This window comes from Candidatus Chromulinivoraceae bacterium, from assembly GCA_035478595.1.
Taxonomy (GTDB): domain Bacteria; phylum Patescibacteriota; class Saccharimonadia; order Saccharimonadales; family Saccharimonadaceae; genus CAMLKC01.
The window spans coordinates 25435-45391 of the sequence record DATIJL010000012.1 but is presented as its reverse complement, the minus strand read 5'-3'; the positions used below and the strand labels follow the sequence as shown (position 1 = coordinate 45391).

Annotated in this window: 25 protein-coding genes; 5 read left to right on the top strand and 20 right to left on the bottom strand. The window is 46.1% G+C overall.

Annotated elements, in window-relative coordinates:
- Nucleotides 1–157: 157 nt before the first annotated feature.
- Genes raiA through serS form a run of 3 tightly spaced genes read right to left on the bottom strand, consistent with a single transcriptional unit; the run spans nt 158 to nt 2469 of the window.
- Complete coding sequence (gene raiA / locus VLG36_03650) at nt 158–529, bottom strand: ribosome-associated translation inhibitor RaiA (GenBank protein ID HSW77866.1); 372 nt, start codon at nt 527–529, stop codon at nt 158–160.
- A 33-nt stretch (nt 530–562) separates the two neighbouring features.
- Nucleotides 563–1171 carry a hypothetical protein gene (locus VLG36_03645; protein ID HSW77865.1) on the bottom strand — a complete coding sequence of 203 codons (609 nt, stop codon included), beginning with the start codon at nt 1169–1171 and terminating at the stop codon, nt 563–565.
- A complete protein-coding gene (gene serS / locus VLG36_03640; protein HSW77864.1) occupies nt 1171–2469 on the bottom strand; it encodes a serine--tRNA ligase in 1299 nt (432 codons plus the stop codon). Before serS ends, VLG36_03645 begins: the two co-directional genes overlap by 1 nt.
- 126 nt (nt 2470–2595) lie before the next feature.
- On the opposite strand from serS, the gene VLG36_03635 reads away from it, so the two are divergent.
- Nucleotides 2596–3072: a hypothetical protein gene (locus VLG36_03635; protein HSW77863.1), complete on the top strand. Its 477-nt coding sequence runs from the start codon at nt 2596–2598 to the stop codon at nt 3070–3072.
- A 19-nt stretch (nt 3073–3091) separates the two neighbouring features.
- On the opposite strand, the gene VLG36_03630 is transcribed toward VLG36_03635, so the two are convergent.
- The 6 genes from VLG36_03630 to VLG36_03605 form a co-directional block, all read right to left on the bottom strand.
- Nucleotides 3092–4357 carry an ABC transporter permease gene (locus tag VLG36_03630; protein ID HSW77862.1) on the bottom strand — a complete coding sequence of 422 codons (1266 nt, stop codon included), beginning with the start codon at nt 4355–4357 and terminating at the stop codon, nt 3092–3094.
- Nucleotides 4357–5052 (bottom strand): ABC transporter ATP-binding protein, encoded by a 696-nt coding sequence (locus VLG36_03625; protein ID HSW77861.1) that lies wholly within the window; start codon nt 5050–5052, stop codon nt 4357–4359. The genes VLG36_03630 and VLG36_03625 overlap by 1 nt, the downstream gene beginning before the upstream one ends.
- A gap of 2 nt (nt 5053–5054) precedes the next feature.
- Nucleotides 5055–6053, bottom strand: coding sequence for a PspC domain-containing protein (locus tag VLG36_03620; protein HSW77860.1), 999 nt, complete (start codon nt 6051–6053; stop codon nt 5055–5057).
- A gap of 9 nt (nt 6054–6062) precedes the next feature.
- Complete coding sequence (locus VLG36_03615; protein ID HSW77859.1) at nt 6063–6404, bottom strand: PadR family transcriptional regulator; 342 nt, start codon at nt 6402–6404, stop codon at nt 6063–6065.
- Nucleotides 6405–6475: 71 nt separating this feature from the next.
- Nucleotides 6476–7141, bottom strand: a complete 666-nt coding sequence (locus tag VLG36_03610) for a hypothetical protein (GenBank protein ID HSW77858.1) — start codon at nt 7139–7141, stop codon at nt 6476–6478.
- 43 nt (nt 7142–7184) lie between these two features.
- The gene (locus tag VLG36_03605) at nt 7185–7730 is read right to left on the bottom strand and encodes an NAD(P)H-dependent oxidoreductase (GenBank protein ID HSW77857.1); all 546 of its coding nucleotides are present in this window, start codon (nt 7728–7730) and stop codon (nt 7185–7187) included.
- A gap of 152 nt (nt 7731–7882) precedes the next feature.
- Here VLG36_03605 and VLG36_03600 point away from each other — a divergent pair, with 152 nt between their 5' ends.
- Both VLG36_03600 and VLG36_03595 read left to right on the top strand, forming a co-directional pair.
- Complete coding sequence (locus tag VLG36_03600) at nt 7883–8848, top strand: hypothetical protein (GenBank protein ID HSW77856.1); 966 nt, start codon at nt 7883–7885, stop codon at nt 8846–8848.
- A 38-nt stretch (nt 8849–8886) separates the two neighbouring features.
- Nucleotides 8887–9204 carry a DUF5663 domain-containing protein gene (locus VLG36_03595; protein ID HSW77855.1) on the top strand — a complete coding sequence of 106 codons (318 nt, stop codon included), beginning with the start codon at nt 8887–8889 and terminating at the stop codon, nt 9202–9204.
- Between the two features lie 46 nt (nt 9205–9250).
- Here the strand turns inward: VLG36_03595 and VLG36_03590 are convergent, their stop codons facing one another.
- From VLG36_03590 to frr, 7 genes are all read right to left on the bottom strand, one after another.
- Complete coding sequence (locus tag VLG36_03590; GenBank protein ID HSW77854.1) at nt 9251–10753, bottom strand: amino acid--tRNA ligase-related protein; 1503 nt, start codon at nt 10751–10753, stop codon at nt 9251–9253.
- Nucleotides 10754–10924: 171 nt separating this feature from the next.
- Complete coding sequence (gene greA / locus VLG36_03585; GenBank protein HSW77853.1) at nt 10925–11380, bottom strand: transcription elongation factor GreA; 456 nt, start codon at nt 11378–11380, stop codon at nt 10925–10927.
- 96 nt (nt 11381–11476) lie between these two features.
- Nucleotides 11477–12718, bottom strand: a complete 1242-nt coding sequence (locus VLG36_03580; protein ID HSW77852.1) for an aminoacyl--tRNA ligase-related protein — start codon at nt 12716–12718, stop codon at nt 11477–11479.
- Nucleotides 12719–12843: 125 nt separating this feature from the next.
- The gene (locus VLG36_03575; GenBank protein HSW77851.1) at nt 12844–13614 is read right to left on the bottom strand and encodes a type II CAAX endopeptidase family protein; all 771 of its coding nucleotides are present in this window, start codon (nt 13612–13614) and stop codon (nt 12844–12846) included.
- Nucleotides 13592–14740: a M50 family metallopeptidase gene (locus VLG36_03570; GenBank protein HSW77850.1), complete on the bottom strand. Its 1149-nt coding sequence runs from the start codon at nt 14738–14740 to the stop codon at nt 13592–13594. Before VLG36_03570 ends, VLG36_03575 begins: the two co-directional genes overlap by 23 nt.
- Complete coding sequence (uppS, locus tag VLG36_03565; protein ID HSW77849.1) at nt 14741–15436, bottom strand: polyprenyl diphosphate synthase; 696 nt, start codon at nt 15434–15436, stop codon at nt 14741–14743.
- Complete coding sequence (gene frr, locus VLG36_03560) at nt 15436–15990, bottom strand: ribosome recycling factor (protein ID HSW77848.1); 555 nt, start codon at nt 15988–15990, stop codon at nt 15436–15438. The genes uppS and frr overlap by 1 nt, the downstream gene beginning before the upstream one ends.
- A gap of 57 nt (nt 15991–16047) precedes the next feature.
- Between frr and VLG36_03555 the strand changes: the two genes are divergently transcribed.
- Nucleotides 16048–16506: a hypothetical protein gene (locus VLG36_03555; GenBank protein HSW77847.1), complete on the top strand. Its 459-nt coding sequence runs from the start codon at nt 16048–16050 to the stop codon at nt 16504–16506.
- A gap of 85 nt (nt 16507–16591) precedes the next feature.
- On the opposite strand, the gene VLG36_03550 is transcribed toward VLG36_03555, so the two are convergent.
- Entirely contained in the window at nt 16592–17851 is a 1260-nt protein-coding gene (locus VLG36_03550) for a hypothetical protein (GenBank protein HSW77846.1), read from the bottom strand.
- Between the two features lie 21 nt (nt 17852–17872).
- On the opposite strand from VLG36_03550, the gene VLG36_03545 reads away from it, so the two are divergent.
- Nucleotides 17873–18055, top strand: a complete 183-nt coding sequence (locus VLG36_03545) for a hypothetical protein (GenBank protein HSW77845.1) — start codon at nt 17873–17875, stop codon at nt 18053–18055.
- Here VLG36_03545 and VLG36_03540 read toward each other — a convergent pair.
- The 3 genes from VLG36_03540 to rpsB all read right to left on the bottom strand — a co-directional run bounded on the left by VLG36_03540 (nt 18036) and on the right by rpsB (nt 19898).
- Entirely contained in the window at nt 18036–18437 is a 402-nt protein-coding gene (locus VLG36_03540) for a hypothetical protein (protein ID HSW77844.1), read from the bottom strand. The genes VLG36_03545 and VLG36_03540 overlap by 20 nt on opposite strands.
- 154 nt (nt 18438–18591) lie before the next feature.
- A complete protein-coding gene (gene tsf, locus VLG36_03535) occupies nt 18592–19191 on the bottom strand; it encodes a translation elongation factor Ts (protein ID HSW77843.1) in 600 nt (199 codons plus the stop codon).
- Nucleotides 19191–19898, bottom strand: a complete 708-nt coding sequence (gene rpsB / locus VLG36_03530; protein ID HSW77842.1) for a 30S ribosomal protein S2 — start codon at nt 19896–19898, stop codon at nt 19191–19193. The genes tsf and rpsB overlap by 1 nt, the downstream gene beginning before the upstream one ends.
- Nucleotides 19899–19957: the final 59 nt, after the last annotated feature.

Sequence of the window (19957 nt, the reverse complement as noted above, 5' to 3'; positions counted from 1 at the left end):
CTATATACAGTATACGCTGTTTGACCTAGTGGGACAATGTATGTCACACTTTTCCAACCGCTCGCCCGAGGATATAAGATAGACAACCATGTAGCATAAAAAAATGCCCGAAAAATAGTCACATCCGCCCTAAGGAGCGTACTGTTACAAGTACGATTTACAATTCACGGGCATAGCTGCGCTTGAAGCGACTTAAAACACCGCGACGACCAACATGCAGCACTGTGTTTTGTTTATATTTACGCAACTGATTAACTAGCTTTGCCTCAACGATATCGAGTGCCGCTAGTGCGTTGACCGTTGAATCTTTTGCAGTCAAGACTTTGTCCGGTACGGTCAAGATGACCTCGGCTTCGTATTTATTGCCGTAGTCACGGTTAACTTGCTTGATCTTAACTTCAGCTCGTACGCTTTTACGTGCGTGCTTGGGGAGGTAGCGATCAAGCCGGCCAATTTTTCTGGTGACGTACTTTTTGGTGGCAGCGTCCAACTCGTATTTGACGCCTGTGATATCAATCGCTTCAATCATGCTACCCTCCTTTTGGTTAGGTCTATATATCTATTATACTGCCTTTTTAAGCAGATAGCTAAACGCCGCGTGTTCGGCCTCTTGGATTCCTAATTCGGCAATGTCAAAGACAGCGTAGCCATACTGTCGGCACAATGCGACATAGCGCTCACTGCGTTTTGCATTAAATTTAGCCCACTCGTGCATCTTTTCATCACTAAAATCCTGCATCCAATTGTTATCGCTGTCACTATCACGAATGTTCATAAGTCTTTCGTATTGCAACGGTGAAGTATCCACCAGAAAAGCGGCCTCATGTTTAAGCTCAAAAAGTTCGAGAAAGTCCGGCCAGATATTCCCCTCAATCAATATATCGTCAGCGGGTGCGTCACCAATCGCTGTTTGTATATAAGATTGATAGAACTGCCACATAGCCTCGTCGCGTCGTCGTAGCCGATCAATTTTCGCCTCGGAACTCGTAGCTGTCGAAACGTTCGCTGCGACATGATCAAAGATGTCAGGAACCCACTCTGGCTCAAGATTTGCCTGAAGAGAGTGAACAAACGCATCACCTGCAATCACCTGTCCATCAATCTCTTTACGGACCCGCGCTGCAAGCGTTGATTTACCGCATCGTGCTGGCCCACCAATAAGGTAGATCACTAAAGAATCTCTCTACCGCCAATGTATTGACGTAGCGCTACTGGGATCCGAACTGTTCCGTCGGCCTGCTGATGGTTTTCTAAAATTGCAATTGGTCCACGACTTAATGGCAAGGCGGTCGCATCGTTGGTATGAATCAACTCTACTTCGCCACTATCACGACGGACACGAGTTTTAAGACGCCGAGCCTGATAGTCTGTCATATAGTCGGCCGTATGTGTTTCGCGATATTTATTCTGGCCAGGTAGCCATGCTTCAATATCAACTCCACGCGCATTCGGCTTACCAATGTCTGCAGTACATTTTAGTAGCACCTGATACGGTATTTCCAAAAGTTGCATAAGTTTTTCTTGGATAGCAACCATAAACAAGTGTTCATCAAGACCTTTTTCAGCCACGCCTAGGCTTTCCATTTCCAACTTGTCAAACTGATGCATCCGGAACGTACCTTCCATATCTTTGCCATACGTTCCAGCCTCACGGCGGAAACTAGTTGCGTAGCCAATGTAGCGTAGGGGAAGATCTTTTTCGTCTAATATCTCATCGGCATGCATGCTCCCCAGAACATGCTCAGCACTTCCCTGCAGCCATAAGTCATCACCCTCAATTTTATAGCGATCATCGCGCGGTTCAAGACGATCCATCGCATCATACAAGTCTGTACGAAGCATGAATGGTGGCAAAACTGGCAAAAACGGCTTGTTCGATACGTTTAGGTTGTTTTCGCGAATGATTTCATCCAGAAATGTCTGGTCGCTCAGCTTGTCCATTACGAACTGAATAATCGCAAATTGCAGCTTTACCATGTCACCCTTAAGATAGGTAAAACGAGATCCTGCTACTTTCGCAGCTCTCTCTTTATCCATCCAGCCGCGAGCATCAGCAAGTACGGCGTGATTCTTAGGTTCAAAATCAAACTTGGTGGGCTCACCTACTTTTTTGGCAACCACATTTTCGTCTTCAGTCGCACCCACTGGCACATCAGCGAGGGCCATATTTGGCACTTTTTTAAGCAGTGCCATAAAGTTTTCATCAGCTTCCTTAAGGCTCGTTTCAACCTCTGCTAATTGCTCTTTTATTTCCTTTCCTTCAGCAATCAGGTCGTCGGTTGGTTTTCCGCCTTTCATACGTGAGGAGATATCGTTACGCCGATTACGTAGTTCGTCTGCTTGCTGCTGGAGCTGGCGTTTGGTTTTATCCCAACGCAGCACCTCTTCGACGTTGACGTCGTAACCCTTGCGACGTGCGTTTTCTTGCACGGCTTGGGCATTTTCTCGGATGTAACGTATATCTAACATGCCACTATTATAACCTTATAGGACATAATTGCCTACAGAGATAAACTTGAAATACTTATGCTTTAATGTTATAATTAGGTCCGACGCACTACTAACAACAGCGAACCAGACACTTTTGCTCGCGAAGTGGTTGATGCGCTCGAAAAAACAAAACTTAATCCAGAGACAACACTTGTCATGGGCGGTAGCGCTCTCGCCCTTGCCGGCATTCGTCGCGCAGGTGACCTCGATTTGGTCGTACCTTACTTTGCCACTTACCGAAATCTACAAACCTCACGCAAACTCCCCAATGGCTCGCCCCTTCAGGACAAGGTTGGTGCTCTACATCCTTTTCTAGAGACAGTGCCAATGTATACCCCTCGAGATACGCTCGCCGTTGATGTAACACACCCGCATGATGGTAAACATCACCAGCCAAACCTTGAACTCGATAGAGAGTTCTTACGGACGATCGCTTCGTTCGAACATGTACATGGATATCCCGTCATGCCTCTAGATCTCGTCCTAGATCACAAAGTGTATCGCACTGGAATGCCTAGCCGTAAAGACCGCCAAGACATACGCGCCATCCGCCAGCATCTACAACTAAAAGACCGGGGATAACCCCGGTCTTTTAGTTCATTTATTCTGTTCGCAATGCCTCGATCGGATCGAGTTTAGCAGCTTTTCGCGATGGAAAGTATCCAGCCGCAACCGCAACAAGCATCAGCGCAAGTATCAAAATAATACTTGTCATAGGGTTAAACTGCAGTAAGGCCGTACCCGCATCAAGTCCTAACTTATTAGCTATCCAAGGATTGAGAAGACTCGTTGCAACTGCAAGACCGGTCCCGATAATTCCACCGAGGAAACCAACCCAAGCAGCTTCGTAGCGGAACAAGCGACCAACATCTTTTTTACGTGCACCAAGTGCCTTCATGAGGCCGATCTGCTGCGTGCGCTCAAGTACACTAATGTACTGTGTGTTGATAATACCAAATACCGAGGCAAGAATAGCAAGGAATCCAAAGCCGGCAACACCCCATTTAACGACATCAATGAACTGGAATAGTGTTTGCTGGATGTCTTTTAGGGTTTGAACCGTGTAACCTTCGTCTTCTATCGCCTTCTTAACTGCATCTACTTTAGATACATCGCTAGCACGGGCCGTAACGCCACTGTACTCGTTTGCTTGACCGGAACCGTCACGCTGATAAGTGTAGATACCCTTACCGTCACCGGCCGATATCGTTAGCTGTGGCTGATATCGCAGTTGTAAACTCGATTTTTTACTTACGGCTGTTACCATCAAGTTTTTATCCTCACCTGTATCGCCGCGGACGCGTGGTGTTTTATCAAAGTGGATAGAAATGGTCTTGCCGATCGCCTCCTGTGCATCTTTAAATCCAAGCGCACTAAGATATTCTTCCGGTACGACAACCTGACCTGTCGATACCTGATTATTCAGCATCGTGCCAGCTGCAAGTGGCACAACCATACGATCGCTTTTAATAGTAATGCTGGTCTGATATTTAGCCGCCGAGTTGTCGCGTTGCATATACGTCGGATTGATACTATACATCGGCGTTACATCTTGGATGTCAGCCGTTTTCTCAATTTTTTGCACATCAGCATCCGTCAAAACATTTTTGTCTGTCGTTGCTACGCTAGGGTCGTATACTTTTGGCGAAAGATCTTGTGTGTTTGTTTTTGCGAAGACGAATATACTACTTTCGTCACCATTACTCTTTACAAGATTATTCGTGTAATCCTGCGTTCCAGCACCCGCCGCCAGCGCAACTGTTACAGTAAACGCACCGACGCTAATAGCAAGACTCGTTAGCAAGGTGCGTCCTTTCGCATGACGCAAGCTTTGACCAGCACGACGAACAATATCTCGTGTTTTCATTATTTAGCACTCCTTTTTGCTGTTTCAATCTTTTCAATTTTGCCATCCTTAATATGAACACGCATATCACACTTTGCCGCAAGCTCTGGATCATGCGTCACAATAATCAATGTCGCACCATTATTCTTGTTATAACCAAAAAGCAGCTTTTCAACGACTTCCCCGGTTGCGCTATCAAGGTTGCCAGTTGGTTCATCTGCGAATAAAATTTTTGGATTATTAACAATAGCACGCGCAATGGCAAGACGTTGCTTTTGGCCACCCGAGAGATCGCGAGCGCGAGATTCTTTTTTATCAAGCAGTTCCACCGCTTCAAGCGCTGCTTCAATTTTCTTGTCGCGCGTTCGCTGCGAAACGTTAGCAATTTCTAAAGGTAAGCTCACGTTGTCGTAACAAGATTCGTTGGCTTGAACGAAAAAGCTCTGAAAGATGAAACTCATGCGACGAGAACGAAACATGTCAATCTGTTTTTGACTAAGCTTCATAATGCTGCGACCATCAATCACAACCTCGCCCTTATTCGCACGGTCAAGACCACTCATTACATGCATAAGCGTCGATTTTCCCGAACCTGACTTACCTATAATAGCAACACTGGCACCTTCCGGAATATCAAAGTTAATATCATCTAGCGCTGTAAAAATGTTCTGTTTTTTACCGTACGTTTTTGTGACATGCTTTATTTCTATCATCATCCCTACCTGGTTACCTTTATATTACGTGGCTCAATAAATTGCATCGTTGGCATCGTACCATCTTGTTCAACTCGTGATTTTACAACAACGTATTGTGTCAGGCCAACAGCCGCGAAAAAGCTTAGCAGTCCTACACAGATAATAATACAAACGCTCGTAATGACACGCTTGGTCATTTTTCGCGCAAAAGCGGCATAGGCCAATACACCGAATAATGAAGCAAGAAGTAATCCGGCTATGATAGCAAAGACCAATGCTATCGTCAGCATATGCGATTCAGCGATATTCTGTGTAAATGCTCTGTAGCGATTGAAGAACACTGCGAAGCCTACCATTGCCGTAAAGAATGCTGTTCCAGCAGCGCCAACAACGCACACAACACCGACGATATTTTGAAGCACTCGCTTTGTACCTTCATCCATCCTAGTTGCCCTTGGCTCGATCGTTTCGTTTACCTCACGAATTGAAGCAATCGTGACTGGCTTTCCAGCCATTTGCAACCTATCCGCAGCTGTGCGAGCAGGTGGAACAACCGCCCATAAAAGTATATACGCTAAAAGCGCCGTACCGAACGATGCAAGTAGAAGTAAGATGAACACAACACGAATAAGAGCCGGGCTAACTCCAAAGAACGCCGCGATTCCACTTAGTACACCACCAAGAACCGCATGATCGGTATCACGGTACAGCTTGCGACCAGCGCTATTCATAGGAATCTCGTTTTCTACAGAATCCTCTATGTCCTCACCATCGGCTTTAAATTCTTGAGGTTCTCCCAGTTGTGTCTTCAACGCCTTTACATCAGCACTTGAAATCACATGATCTTTTTTAACGCCACGCTCGGCCAAAATTTCAGTCATCCTAATTTCAACGTCTTCTACCAAATCAGCATCGTGGCTATATGCCTCCAACGCTTTCAGATATACTTCAAGGTCCTTTTTTGCACCAATCTCTACGTCGTAGGAGGTTTTGGCGATATGAATTCTCGTAACTTCTTTCATAGCTTTTCCTTATAGCTTCTTCAGCGTTGTATTTAACGTTGTAATCTTATGTGTCACTTCACTCATAACCTCACGCCCAAAATCGGTTACTTTGTAGTATTTGCGAGGTGGTCCCTGCTCCGATTCCTGCCATTCGTGTGTCAAAAGTCCATCTTTTTGTAGACGACTAAGTAACGGATAGATCGTACCCTCTACAACCACGAGCTCGGCGTCGCGCAAGCGACGAATTACATCACTTGTGTAGACAGGAATGTCGCTACACACCTTTAAAACGCAGTACGCCAAAAAACCCTTGCGCAGTTGCACTGCCAATTGTTCGGCATATTCTTCGCTTGAACTTTTCTGTGTCATAGTTCTATGTTATACAAGGTACTACAAAAATACAAGCCCAAAATAAGACCGGCCTTGATAGCCGGTCTTATTTATAAATCGTTCATAGTTCTATATAAACCGATTGCATCGCGAACACGACGCGTAAATTTCTCTTCGTCCGTCGGGTCACCAGTGGTGTTTACTACTGAATTCACATTCTTAGCCTCAAGCACTTCTTGCGTCCACGGTACAGCCTCGGGTGCGCTCATCGTAACCGCTGCCGTCATACGTGAACCAGCAGGAATATCCACTTTCTCACGAACCGAGTCAACAAATCGATGGGATGTCACTGTAATTTCATCACCCTGCTCTATAAAAGAGTAGTCGGTTAACCGACGACCTAATACAAAGACCTCGCCTTCAATTGGGTCTTCTTCATGCGCACGCGGATGTTCAATAATATAGCGACCAAACTGCTGTGCGACCCCAGAAAGAAGCGGCTTCACGACACGTTCACCCATCGTCAAAAGGATTTCGTTTATATCCTCTACCTTAATTCTCTTAAGGTCAACTGCAGTTTGCGCCCAAATCAGTTCCATCTGAAGCCTAGACTGGCCCGATTCCATATCAACCACACCGTACTGAGACAAAATCCGTACCGGCTGCTCTGGATTATCCTCATGTCCTCGAAGAACGTTAGGTGTTCTCCCCTGTAAAACAGGTATTTCGTTCACAGCTGTGGATGTTTTTTCGTGTTTGTCTCGTCGTAAACGCATTGTGATATTTTTATATCATACATATGCTTAAAAGTCAAGATTGTTACTTCTCAGACTCTATCCATGCAGTCAAAGCTTCACCATATTTTTTGAGATTTTCGCGCCAATGCTCGTCAGTTAGTAAGCCGTCTTCGTCAAATGACAATCCCATTGTATTTGCTACATACACCTCTGGCTGGCCCATCAGTTTCATGCCTAGGAATGCCACAATATGCCGAAGGTCAGACTGAGCGATGGCTGTTCCAACAGGACTGATAGAAGCACCAATCATTCCGACTGGCTTACCTGCAAAAGCACTTGTACCATATGGCCGACTAGCCCAGTCGATGGCATTTTTTAGCACACCCGGTATGCTTCTGTTATATTCAGGTGTCACAAACAATACACCATCCGCCGCTACTACGATATCTTTGACAGCCTGAGCTTCAACCGGATAGTTAGACTCAAGATCCTGGTTAAAAAGAGGTAGCTGAAGATCAACATAGTTAAACTCTACGCCTTCAGGCAAAAGCTTTTCAAGCGTTTTAGCTATTTTTTTATTGTACGACTCCTTTTGCAGACTACCTACAAATACGGCAATTTTGGTCATTTTTTACTCCCTTATTACAAAATACTATACTTAGTATAGTATAATTCCTATTTTGTACAACTATTGTTTTTTCTGTTAAATGTTTGATGGTCATTGACTTTTAAACATGTTTATGCTTATATGTATATACAACATAACAAAAACAGAAAAATATGTCTGAGCACTTACCTAGCACACTACCAGCACCCGAATCGCTTCCCGCCACACCTGATGTGGATCCGGAAACGATAGACGAAATCAATTCAATCGAAGAACCAATCGATACGCGTGTTACTTCAAAATGGGCTATTCGCCTTGAGATCACTGCAGAAAAAGTAGGTTCATTCCTTGAAGACCGGGCAATTAATAAGGCTCATAAAGAAGCCTTAAATGAAGACCAGAGCCGCAAGGCTCAAGCACAGGATCAAGCGTACGACTCTTATACAGAGAACATAGACGTAGTCAAGGAACGAGAAAGCAACGAACGCAGTCAAGAGCGTCGTGAAAAAGCTAAAAAGCTCTTTAATAAGATCGGAAACGCCAGCCTTAGTTTTTTGGAGTCTCAAGGTATTATTCCGCCTCGGGGTGAATGGCACAAACAGGGTAAGGGTAAGTTAAATATGAACTTTTCTGCCTGGATTGCGCGTAAGTACGTCGCAGCCAAAGAACGCCGCGACGCTCGAACTGCTGGATTTCTTTCTGACGAACAGAATGAGGCAATCATGGGGGAACCCGAACTAATAGACACCGAAGCAGACGATACCGCCGCTGAGACTAAGGAGCCAGCTCCTGATAAAGATACCGTGTCTGAATCCCCCGCTCCAGAGCCTGACGAGAAAAGTGTCCCCGAGGTTACAGAGTCCGAGACTAAAGCAACCACCGAGTCCGAAAAAGAGACTGGTAGCGACGAAGAGCGTGCCCTTGCTGCTCGCGAAAAAGCCACGGAACGAGCTGCAGCTGCAGCAGAACGACGTGAAAGACGCCGCGAACGAGTTAAAAATGTGAGTGAACGTGCAAAGAATATCGTTCAGAAACTTAAGCTCGGAAAGCTAGGTAAAGGCGCACTCGCCTTATTAGGCCGCGCGCGGGCGAGTGCCTCGGCAGCCGCAACCGCCTGGATGGACTTTGGCAGAGAGTAGTATAGTAAGACTATTACATAGATAAAAATCAAAGGATTATGATGGAAGAACAATATATCACAGAAGACACACTTAAAACATTTGGCGTTGCTATTGGCGACCAGGATGAAGAATCGTTGCTTGAGCACTTGAACGAAATATTACAAGAGCGCATCGGCGCGGAAGTAGCCTCAACACTTGACGAGACTCGACTCGAGCAGTTAATTAACCTACAAGAGGCGAATAGCACCGACGAACAGATTGGCACATGGCTACAACAGAACGTACCTGAGCTGAAAGAAATTGTAGAAGATGAAATTGCTATCTTAATGGGTGAGATTGCCGAGAACACTGACGCGATCAATAAGACCGCCTAATACTATTTGAACTATACATAAAAATAGCTCCCAGAGGAGCTATTTTTTAATCAAATTTTACACCAGGATAGAGCTCACGTGTCGTAGAGTCATACTCGACGCGAAGCTGTGGGAATGGTACACCTTCACGCGCAGTGACACCCTCAAAAATCCAGAAAACGCGTTCACTATAACCCCAGCCACAAGCTGGTGGCATGCCATATTCGAGCATCTCAACGAAGTCAATATCGAGCATCATCGCCTCGTCATCCCCCGCTTCGCGCATTGCCTGCTGTTCAAGAAATCGATTAAGCTGATCGATCGGATCGTTTAGCTCGGAAAAGCCATTACCAAGCTCACTACCCACGATAACCGGCTGGAAACGTTGGACGGTATTATCATCGTCAGGATTACTCTTAGCGAGTGGACTAATGAACTTAGGCGTATTAATAAGCCACACAGGCCCAGCAACGTCTTTGCGAATATTCTTCCAGAGCTTATCAATACCACGAGCGCGGTTTTCAGTTTGCTCTACTTCTAGCTTGTTATCTGCAAGCGCCTTTTTGACATCATCGAGCGAACTTTCGTAAACATCAATATCGTAATGCTTTTTAATAACCTCGGCATAGTCCCAGACCTCCCACTCACCACTCATATCAACATCAAACCTACCAAGTTTAAATTTGAGTGTACCGAATGTCTCTTGAAGCACATATTTATACATGCCTTCCATAAATGCCATACCATCCCGCCAGTTAGCATAAGCCCAGTACCATTCCATAGCCACATGCTCGGGAAGATGTTCGTCGCTGTAGTTCTCGTTGCGAAAACGTGGACCAAGATCGTAAACCTTTTCAAAACCAGCGCCAACAAGTCGTTTAAGTGGAAGCTCGTGACTTATCCGAAGATAAAAATCTTGACCAAGAGCGTCCATGTGGGTGACAAACGGATTAGCATCAGCACCACCAGTCGTATGTTCAAGCACAGGGATATTTACCTCTATGAAGTCATGGCTGTTAAGATAATCACGTGTTGCTTGCCAGAACTTTGAGCGACGGACGAAACGATCCCGTACATCTTGATTGACGCCCATGTCGAGGTAACGGCGGCGAAGACGCTCTTCTTTATTAGTCAACTCAGTCGGAATTGGACGCAAGCTTTTCGTAAGAAGGCGCAATGTTTTAACGCCGACAGATATCTCACCAGTTTTAGTTTTGATAACTTCACCTGTAGCTTCAACGAAATCACCCGTATCAAGGAGGGGCAGTTCTTTGATACCAAGGACACTTTTAGGAGCGTCGAGCATATCCATGTCACCATCACGAAGGAATAACTGCACTTGTCCGCTAAAATCTTTGACCACAATAAACGCCAACTTACCAAACTTACGCAGACCGACAACGCGACCGGCCACGGTAACCGTCTTACCTTCAAGCTCGGCAAATTTTGGCGAGATCTCGCCCGCGTTATGAGTACGGTGACTTTCCGCTGGGTACGGATTAACCCCGATTGATTTGAGTTCTTCTAATTTTCTTAACCGCTCGTCACGGTAGTCCTGCAGTGTTGCCATATCTGTTACAGTATAGCGTATTAACGGAAAAAAGTCTTTTATTGTTTGAATGAATTGACACTCTTAGTTAAGAGTGAACCTATTCGCATAAGTTTACAAAACAGGGCGAATGAAGAAATGACGGCCACCAGTACGGTAGACGCCATCACTTCTAAAGACTACTATGGATTATTAGTGAATTGAGACAATCTCGTAGGAGATCTCACCTTTTGGAGTGGTGATAGTGACGCTGTCACCTACTTTTTTACCCATAAGTGCTTCACCGATTGGTGATTCGTTACTGATCTTCCCTTCAAGGGGATCAGCCTCCACAGGACCAACGACGTTGTAAACAACAGTCTTCTTACCAGTTTTGAGCTCTACCTTGCTTCCAAGACTAACGTGCGAGCTTTTGCTGCTCTTAATAAGTTCAGCGTTAAGGAGAATGTCTTCGATTTCGGCAATGCGGCTTTCTACTAAACCCTGCTCTTCGCGGGCAGCATCATACTCTGCATTTTCGCTCAGGTCACCATAGTCACGAGCTTCAGCAATTTTGTCTGCAATCGCACCGCGACGACCCTTGAGCTCTTCAAGCTCAGCCTCTAGTTCTTGCCTACCCTCACTTGTGATCTGATACGTTTTTTTCATCTAATTTTTTCCCTTCACCTTTCGATTACGAATAGTGCTTCAATTCAAATATAATACGCTATATATAGTGTAAACCCCCACTCATAGATTTACAATTCAACCTAGTTTAACAAGCAGCTCATCACGTGTCAACACCTCCGTTTCACCACTTATACGAGGTGTATATTCGTACTTATGCTCCGCTAGTAGTCGATCGCTGACCGTTACGCGATGTGGGATACCCATAAGTTCGCTGTCGGCAAATTTCGCACCCGGACGCTCATCACGATCATCGTAGAGTACTTCAATTCCCTTTTCAGTAAGTTCTTTGTAGAGCTCGTCTGCGTGTTGAGTCGCCTCTGCTCCACCAATACGGACAAGATAGACTTTTGCTGGCGCAACGCTCTCTGGCCAAATAATACCCTTGTCATCTGCGAACTTTTCAACGATAACACCCATAACACGAGTAATGCCAATACCATACGATGCAAGATAAATAGGGTGTTCTTTGCCATCCTGGCCCGTAAACGTGATACCCATCTGTTCAGATTTTTCAGTACCGAAATTGAAGATATTGCCAACCTCGGCGCTTTTTACCCGCTCAAGCTCATCTTTTGAAAGACCAAGCTCCTTAATGGCATCATCGAGAACTTCTTCGTTTACAGCAATGTTTTTCTCGCGGTGTACGTAGAGAATATCCTCTCCAGCATCACAGATAGTTTGAAACTCGTGACTGAACTTAGTGAAGGCGCCACCGCTAGCAAACGTAACATAGGTGTCCTCGCCAAGACCAAGACGGTCATAAATACGCGTGTAAGCATCGGTTACTTTACTATAATAAGCGTCAAGATCTTCGGCACTCGTATGGAGCGAGTACATATCTTTCATAACAAACTCACGACCACGCATGATACCACTCTTAGCTCGAAGTTCATTACGAAGCTTTGTTTGGAACTGGTAGACGCTAATTGGGAGATCTTTGTAGCTGTTTACAAAGTGCTGCATCATCTCCATAATAGCTTCTTCGTGAGACCAAGCAAGACCAACTTCCGTATCGTCCTTGAGCTTGGTTTTAAACCATACATCTACAACGTCATCGCTCCAGCGAGTGGTTGTTTCCCACGTTTCTTTGCGCTGTAGGTTCGTCATGATGAGTTCTTGTCCGCCAACTTTATTCATCTCTTCACGAACAATCTGTTTGATATTTTCGAGAACCCGAAGACCGAGTGGTGTATATGCATAAACACCAGCCATAACTTTATAGACATAGCCTGCGCGAATGAGTAGTTGTGCGTTTTTAGCAACCTCATCCCCTGGTGCTGTTTTGCTGGTTTTAGTAAAAAGATGTGATACGCGCATAATTGTTGCTCCTGCTTACATTACGAATTGATAGAAAATATGAGTAAAGTCAAAGTTACCGGCGAGCCGGCATACGGGGAGCGATAAATGTAATGGAAATCTCCGTCATTAGGCTATATTATACCTTACATTATCGGATTCACAAAGAGGATGTAGAATGCTATGCCATTTTTTATCATGTGAAGCAACATACCCGCCCAGATGTTTCCCGTTACCTCACGCAGACCACAAAGCACTAAGCTAAGTGCAAAAACATCAACGCCAACATTCCACTGGCCATGTACGAAGCCAAAAAGTGCGCTGGTGACGACCATAGCAACCCATACTGGCATGATCCTACGTAGTTTACCGTACAGAAAACCTCTAAAAAGTGTTTCCTCGGCTAGTGGCGCCACAATAATAAGCGTGATGAACGCGACGAGGTACTGTGAATAGTACATGAGATGGGTAAACCCAGTCGACTGGGTTTGGTCGGCGTTGAAGCCTGGAATAATCTGTGAAGCGATATAAACAAGTAGCCCCGACCCGATCAGGTAAACGATAAAACCAACGGGAGATAAAAAGATATCTGTCCAATTAGGAAGCCGCGCCATACCTAGATCTTCTCTAGTTATAAAGTCGCGTCTGACATACCACGGAACGCCAATTACGATGGCAATACTGACAATATAAATAACGGCTGCAATCACTGCATTTATAATTGAACTATCGACATTCGCAAAACTCACGCCAAAATCTATAAGAATATAGACTAGCTGCTGCACAATAACAAGTGCAACACCAAACCCGATAAGTACCCACGCGGGTAGTGCGACGGCCTGCACAATTTTATTATGCGCTAGTTTTTTAACCAGCCGCAGTAATTGTTGTTTGTTACTTGAAGAGTTTACTAACATCGGCGATTGTTACCACTATTACAAGGGCCATTAAAATCAAGAAGCCGGTACCCTGAATCCGCTCCTCGCGCTCTTTTGTGAGCGTTTTTTTACGTAAACGGTAAATTGTCATTACAAACCAACGACCACCGTCAAGCGCAGGGATTGGTAGGACATTCATAACAGAAAGAGTGAGTGATATGATTGCAGTCAAGAAAATCAACTGAGTAGGACCAGCTTGCTCTGCTGCCGGGAAGATTGTTCCCAAAATACCCACCGGACCGGCGACACTGCTGCTTGCAGCACCAAGATCTTGATGTGCCTGTGTACGGATCGTTGCATCAGGACTAAATTGTAATACAACACCAGAAACAAGGTTGCCTAATAGGTTACCGAGACCCTGCAAGGTTACGATCGTAAACTGGCCTGTTGTCACAACACCGACAACAGGAGCTGACCAGCTGGCGTGAATCAACTCTTGTTGACCCGAGCCTACACCAAGATATCCTCGTCCGTTCTGGTCGTCGGCACGAAGCTGAACGCGCGTCGTACGCTCCACACCGTCACGCGAATATATAATTTCAACGTTCTGACCCTTTTTAGACCTTGACTGAGCCGCAAGAGCAGCCGATGTTGGCACCGGTTCACCAGAGAAGCGAAGTATCTGGTCACCAACTTTCAAACCTGCTGTTTCTGCAGGGGAATTTTTAGCAATTTCCACAATCTCGACCGGTTTTTCGCTAAGAATAGTATCACCTGGCATTGAAAACTGGTTTGGTAAGATTTTCGGAAGACCCGTCCAAGCAAGACCAGTTAGGAGGAGTGCCGCAACAAGCCAGTTAATAACAACGCCAGCAAGTAGGATTCGAGTTTTAGCCCAGTAACCAGAGGCACCATAATCCCCTTTTTTGCTCGCATTATCATGCTCGCCCTGCAGTTTTACAAAACCACCAAGCGGCAACCAGTTAAGACTGAATAAGACACCGTTTTTAAGCTTTTTTGCCCAGCCACGCGGAGGAAAACCTATACCAAATTCCTCTACGATTACCCCATTGCGCCTAGCAATAACAGCGTGCCCAAGTTCATGTACGACAACAAGAATGACCAAAATTAATAAGCCTAGAATGATACCGAAAATTAACTGCATTTACCCTCCAAATCGTCTACCGCGGCGTGAATATTCTTCTAGTATAGCGGTCACATCGTCTTTTGTCATGTCCGGCCAGAACTTTTCTAAAAATATAAATTCGCTATACGCTGCTCGCCACAACATAAAATTAGAGAGGCGTTGCTCTCCGCTCGTACGAACTACAAGATCAACGGGCGGTAGTCCTGGCGCGTATAGATTTTCTATAATAAGTTCTGGAGTGATTTTGTCTGCAGATACGCCAGCTTCTACGATTTTTTTGCAGGCATCGACTATTTCCAGCTGACCACCGTAGTTAAAACAGACTGCCAGCGTTCCACGTGTATTACTTGCCGTTTTAGCCTCAGCTTCATCTATCGCCTTTGCAATCCCCTTGCTGAGACCTTCACGAGAACCGATCATTTTTAATCGGATTCCGTTCTCTTGCAAAATATGAATATCAGAGGTGAGGAGACGTAGTACGAGCGACATGATTTTTGAAACTTCCGACTCAGAACGTTTCCAGTTCTCGGTGCTAAACGCATACATCGACACAACCTTAACACCCGCCTCAAAGGTAGCCTTCATAACATCGATGCTTGTATTATAACCAGCGAGATGTCCTTCGTAGGTAGGGATACCATGCTTTTTGGCCCATCGACGATTGCCGTCGACGATAAATCCTATATGCTGTGGAACAATTGCTTCCTCAGCCATTAGATTGTGAGGATATCCTTTTCCTTAGCCTTGAGCGTCGCCTCCACTTTACCCTGCGCATCAGCCATAGACTTATCAAAATCCTTTTCGATGCGTTTGACGTCATCTTCGCTGAGTTCTTTGGCGTCTTTTCTACGCTTTGCTTCTTTAAGACCATCCTGGCGAATGTTACGAAGTACGATACGGACTTCTTCACCCTTTTCAGATGATTGTTTTACTAATTGCCTACGGCGTTCCTCGGTAAGTGCTGGAACAGGCACATGAATCACGCGGCCGTCATCAGAAGGATTCAAACCGAGTGATTGGTCATTACGAATCGCTGCAGAAATAGCATTAATATTACTAGGATCAAACGGCGTAACGGTCAGCATTTGCGCCTCGGCTGCCGTAATGTTAGAAGCCTGATTCAGAGGCATGAGCGTCCCATAGACTTCCACCTTAACACTCTCTAGCATACTGGCGTGAGCACGACCGGTACGAATTTTCTTAAGCTCCTCCTCAAAATGAGAAAGTGCACTATTTATCTTGTCTTGGTAGGAATTCGAATCAAACATATAAGATTATTTTACCATATTTAGTGGCCTGCACTGGTGTGCTATAGTGAAACTATCATGAAAAAACTTATAAAAAACAAAAAAATCGCATACTTGCTACTTGTTATTGTAATTATCATAGCGGGCGCCTTAACAACCATCTTTTTAGTGAACAAATCTGCTTCCCAAAAGACCTATCCTCTTGGGGATCAGCTTGAATATATCGGGCAGACTGGCTACGGATGTTGGCTTATATGTGATTCTAATCCTAATGCTATTTATTATTATGGAACGGATCTGGACATCACTAGCGTTATCAAATATTTTCAAAAAGCGACTGTTGTGAAGCAGCCTAGCAACATAGACGGCCAAATATATTTTGGTATTAAAACACCAAGCGGCGAAACAATCTACACAAACTATTACATAAATAAAAATGATGTTTATAATAGCAACACCAGCCTAAAGTCTACAAAAAAGCAGCACATTCTCGAGATACCAAACTTTAAATACCAGGTAGCAAAGCAATCCCTCTAGGCAAGTATGAAAACTCCGACCGTTCACCACACTGGATTGTGTAGAAACGGCCGGAGCCTTCGGGAGCACTATTGAGTTTTGATGGCTACTTCCAGGTGGCCTTTTCAAGCGCACCTGCTAGTATTCTCGCATCACCTCCTTCATCGATGTCTATATGAAGCTGCTTGCTCGGAATAGTCCATGCGTAGCGTGGAGCATTACCGCAGTATTGCCGGTACAGTTGAGCAAGCTCACCTCCTACGGTGACGTTCACTGGCCCCTCGACATTGCGGGGAGACCCAGACACACAGTCACCATGCCCATTTGTCCACAACTTTATCAGATCATCACCCGTATTACCTGGTGATATGCTGATGAAGTGAATGTGGGGACATGCACTCGTTTGCTCGTCGCAGTTCGTGTCATCCGAGAAGTTCACGAACGTCCCCGGCTTCGTAAAGGACAGTTGCCAGCCCTTTGGTGTGGGGATAACGAGTCGATCGAGTATGGTCGTCCGACCGGAGCCGAAATGGCCATAATCTGGCATCGGAGCAAGGTTCGGTGACCGACTTGCCAGGTAGTCGCCGATCCCATTTGTCACTGACTGCTGGATGTAGCCAGTCTTGTACATCTCGTTATGAGAACACTGGCCACCTTTGACGTTCGGAATGGGTCCCGACGATCCGTAAGTGTCATAGCGACGAAGGTCACACGAAAACACGAACCGACCGTCACCGACACCCTTGTTGGTGTACTCGGCCAAGGCCGAATTCACCGGCACGATCAGATCGTCCGAGAGGGGCTGCTTGACATCACTGAACAGGTACTGCGCATACAGGGTCACCTGCCCGGCGATCGCCCTGACCGGAACGGAATCCGGAAAGTGTGGGAGCTGCGCCAGCTCGTTAGATCCCTCGCGCATAGCGCTGAGGGCGCTACTCGCCCAGCACAGGCTGACCTGCTCCATTCGCTGCTCGGGAGCTAGCGAATTGTCGACAAGCAGCCGGCAGTATGCCCGCGGTAGGTCGCCAAAGGCGGTTGCCCAGGGACTGCCCGTGTTGGGCGTACCAAGTGTGACCACCAGACCAAGCTCATCGGCCACCTTGCGGCCGTCGATGGTCTGATTGGCAGCAAACCGTGCCGCCAAGCCACCCATCGAGTGTGCCACGACGATCACTTTGCCTGGGCCACCCTCCTTACGGGAGGTTTGCGCCAGGCAGTCGATCGTTCGGGCTAGCTTGGGTCCGATGTTGTCATTGGTGACCCAGTCGAAGTGGTTGTCTTTGTAGTCGAACGGCTTTACCACCTCAACACCGTCAATATTACTAGCGGCATCAATCATTGATGGCTTACCCTCAGACCACATGCTCGAATTCGAATCGAACCCATGCACCAGCAGCACCGGCACCTTGGTGCCAAAGCCACTATCGCAGGCGATCGACTCACTGGCCACCGCCGGCTGAACGCCGACGATCGTGCCCAGTACCAAACCCACGCTGACAAGCAAGGCCCAAAGGCCCGCCGTGTAGCGCTTCATGATCTTCACCGCCCTACTTCTTGGTTGAGGTGACGAGGAACCACTGACCGTCGATATAGGCCAGCGTGAGGACGAATTCGGCCGAAACCAATCCGCTCACTTTGGCATTCACGTGTGCACCGCCAAGACCGTCCGCCACAAACGAGGACGGATCGATCTTGACCGTCGTCCCGTTTGCGCGAACCCCTCCCGGGTTCCACTCGCCACTGCGAAGCGGCGGAGTGAGAATCTTGGCCTGTTCGCTCTTATCCTGACTGTTAAGCCCGGACTCAAGGAACGAGACCTGTGACTCTGTGAGACGAGACGGTAGTGCCGGGTTGACTGGTGACTGGCTACGGCTGTAGAAAAACCAACCGGCCGTCACCAATATAGCGACTGCAAGAACCGCTACGACTATAACGCGACCGCGTCGCATTGCTTTCCCCTAACCTAGAACGAATCTCCGCTAGTGCTCTACCCTAAGGTTAATATTATTGTAACATAAAAATGCAAATAATGCAATTACTTCCCTCCTGTCAACTTAAAAACCCGGCTATACTGCCGGGTTTTTAAAAGAGTCAAAGATATATCTACTCGTTTACGCCGAGTTCGATACGCTTGAACTGGCGAATAACAATGTTTTCACCAAGTTTTGCGATGTTTTCTTTAACATATTCTTCGACGCTCTTTTTATCGTCAAGAATAAATTGTTGACTCATAAGTACTTGCTCAGCAAAGTGCTTTTTAACCTGGCCTTCAACGATCTTTTCGGCGATCTCGGCTGGCTTGCCTTCGTTCTTTACGCGTTCCATAGCCTCAGTCTTAAAGCGGTCTACTTCTTCAGCTGGAATATCAGCCTCAGTGACATACTTAGGACTCATAGCCGCAACCTGCATAGCGATTTCGTGAGCGACCTTTTTAAAGTCATCAAGACGAGCAACGAAGTCAGTCTCACAGTTAACCTCTACTACAACGCCGATACGTCCACCATGAACGTAGCTGTCGATGATGCCTTCGCGGGCTTCACGGTCACCTTTTTTCTCTGCTTTAGTAAGACCTTTTTTGCGCATTGCTTCGAGAGCTTTATCAAAATCGCCATCAGCTTCTACGAGCGCTTTTTTAGCATCGGTCAAACCAACGCCTGTTAGTTCTTTAAGCTTTTTGATGTCTTCGATTGAAACAGCCATCATTATTTCTCCTCTTTTTTAACAGTTCCCGCACCTTCTGCGACCGCTTCGCCAAAGTAACTAAGAAGCAGTTGAAGGCCCTTGATCGCGTCGTCGTTACCAGGAATAACGTAGTCGACTGGAGTTGGATCAGCGTTAGTATCTACGACACCAACAACTGGAATACCGAGTGTCTTTGCCTCTTTAATGGCATTCGCATCAGTAAGAACGTCAATAACGATCATCGCACCTGGCTTGCCGTTAAGGTCTTTAATGCCACCGTACTTAATGTTAAGTTCGTCAATTTCCTCTTGGAAACGCTGAACTTCGAGCTTATTGTAGCGCTTTTCAAGATCACCAGAAGCCATGCGACGTTCGAGATCTTTTAGCTTTTTAATTTGTGCTGATACGGTGTCAACGTTGGTAAGCATACCACCGATCCAACGTTCAGTAACGAATGGCTGACCTACTTGTTCAGCGGTTGCCTTTACAATATCCTTAGCCTGCTTTTTTGTGCCAACAAACAAAATTTGCTTGCCGCTACCAGCGACCTTAGTAAGGAATGGAAGCGCCTTATCAAGGCCTTCTACCGTTTTAGTCAGGTCAATGATGTGACTGTCCTGACGCTTAGAATGAATGTACTGGGCCATTTTTGGGTGCCAGCGGCTCGTTTTGTGTCCAAAGTGAACACCAGCTTCGAGTAGAGCTTTAATATCGACAGTTACTGCCATTTGAAACTCCTTGTTCCTCATCCGCGCCCCTGAGGTTCAGGAGTATGGCACGGATTGTG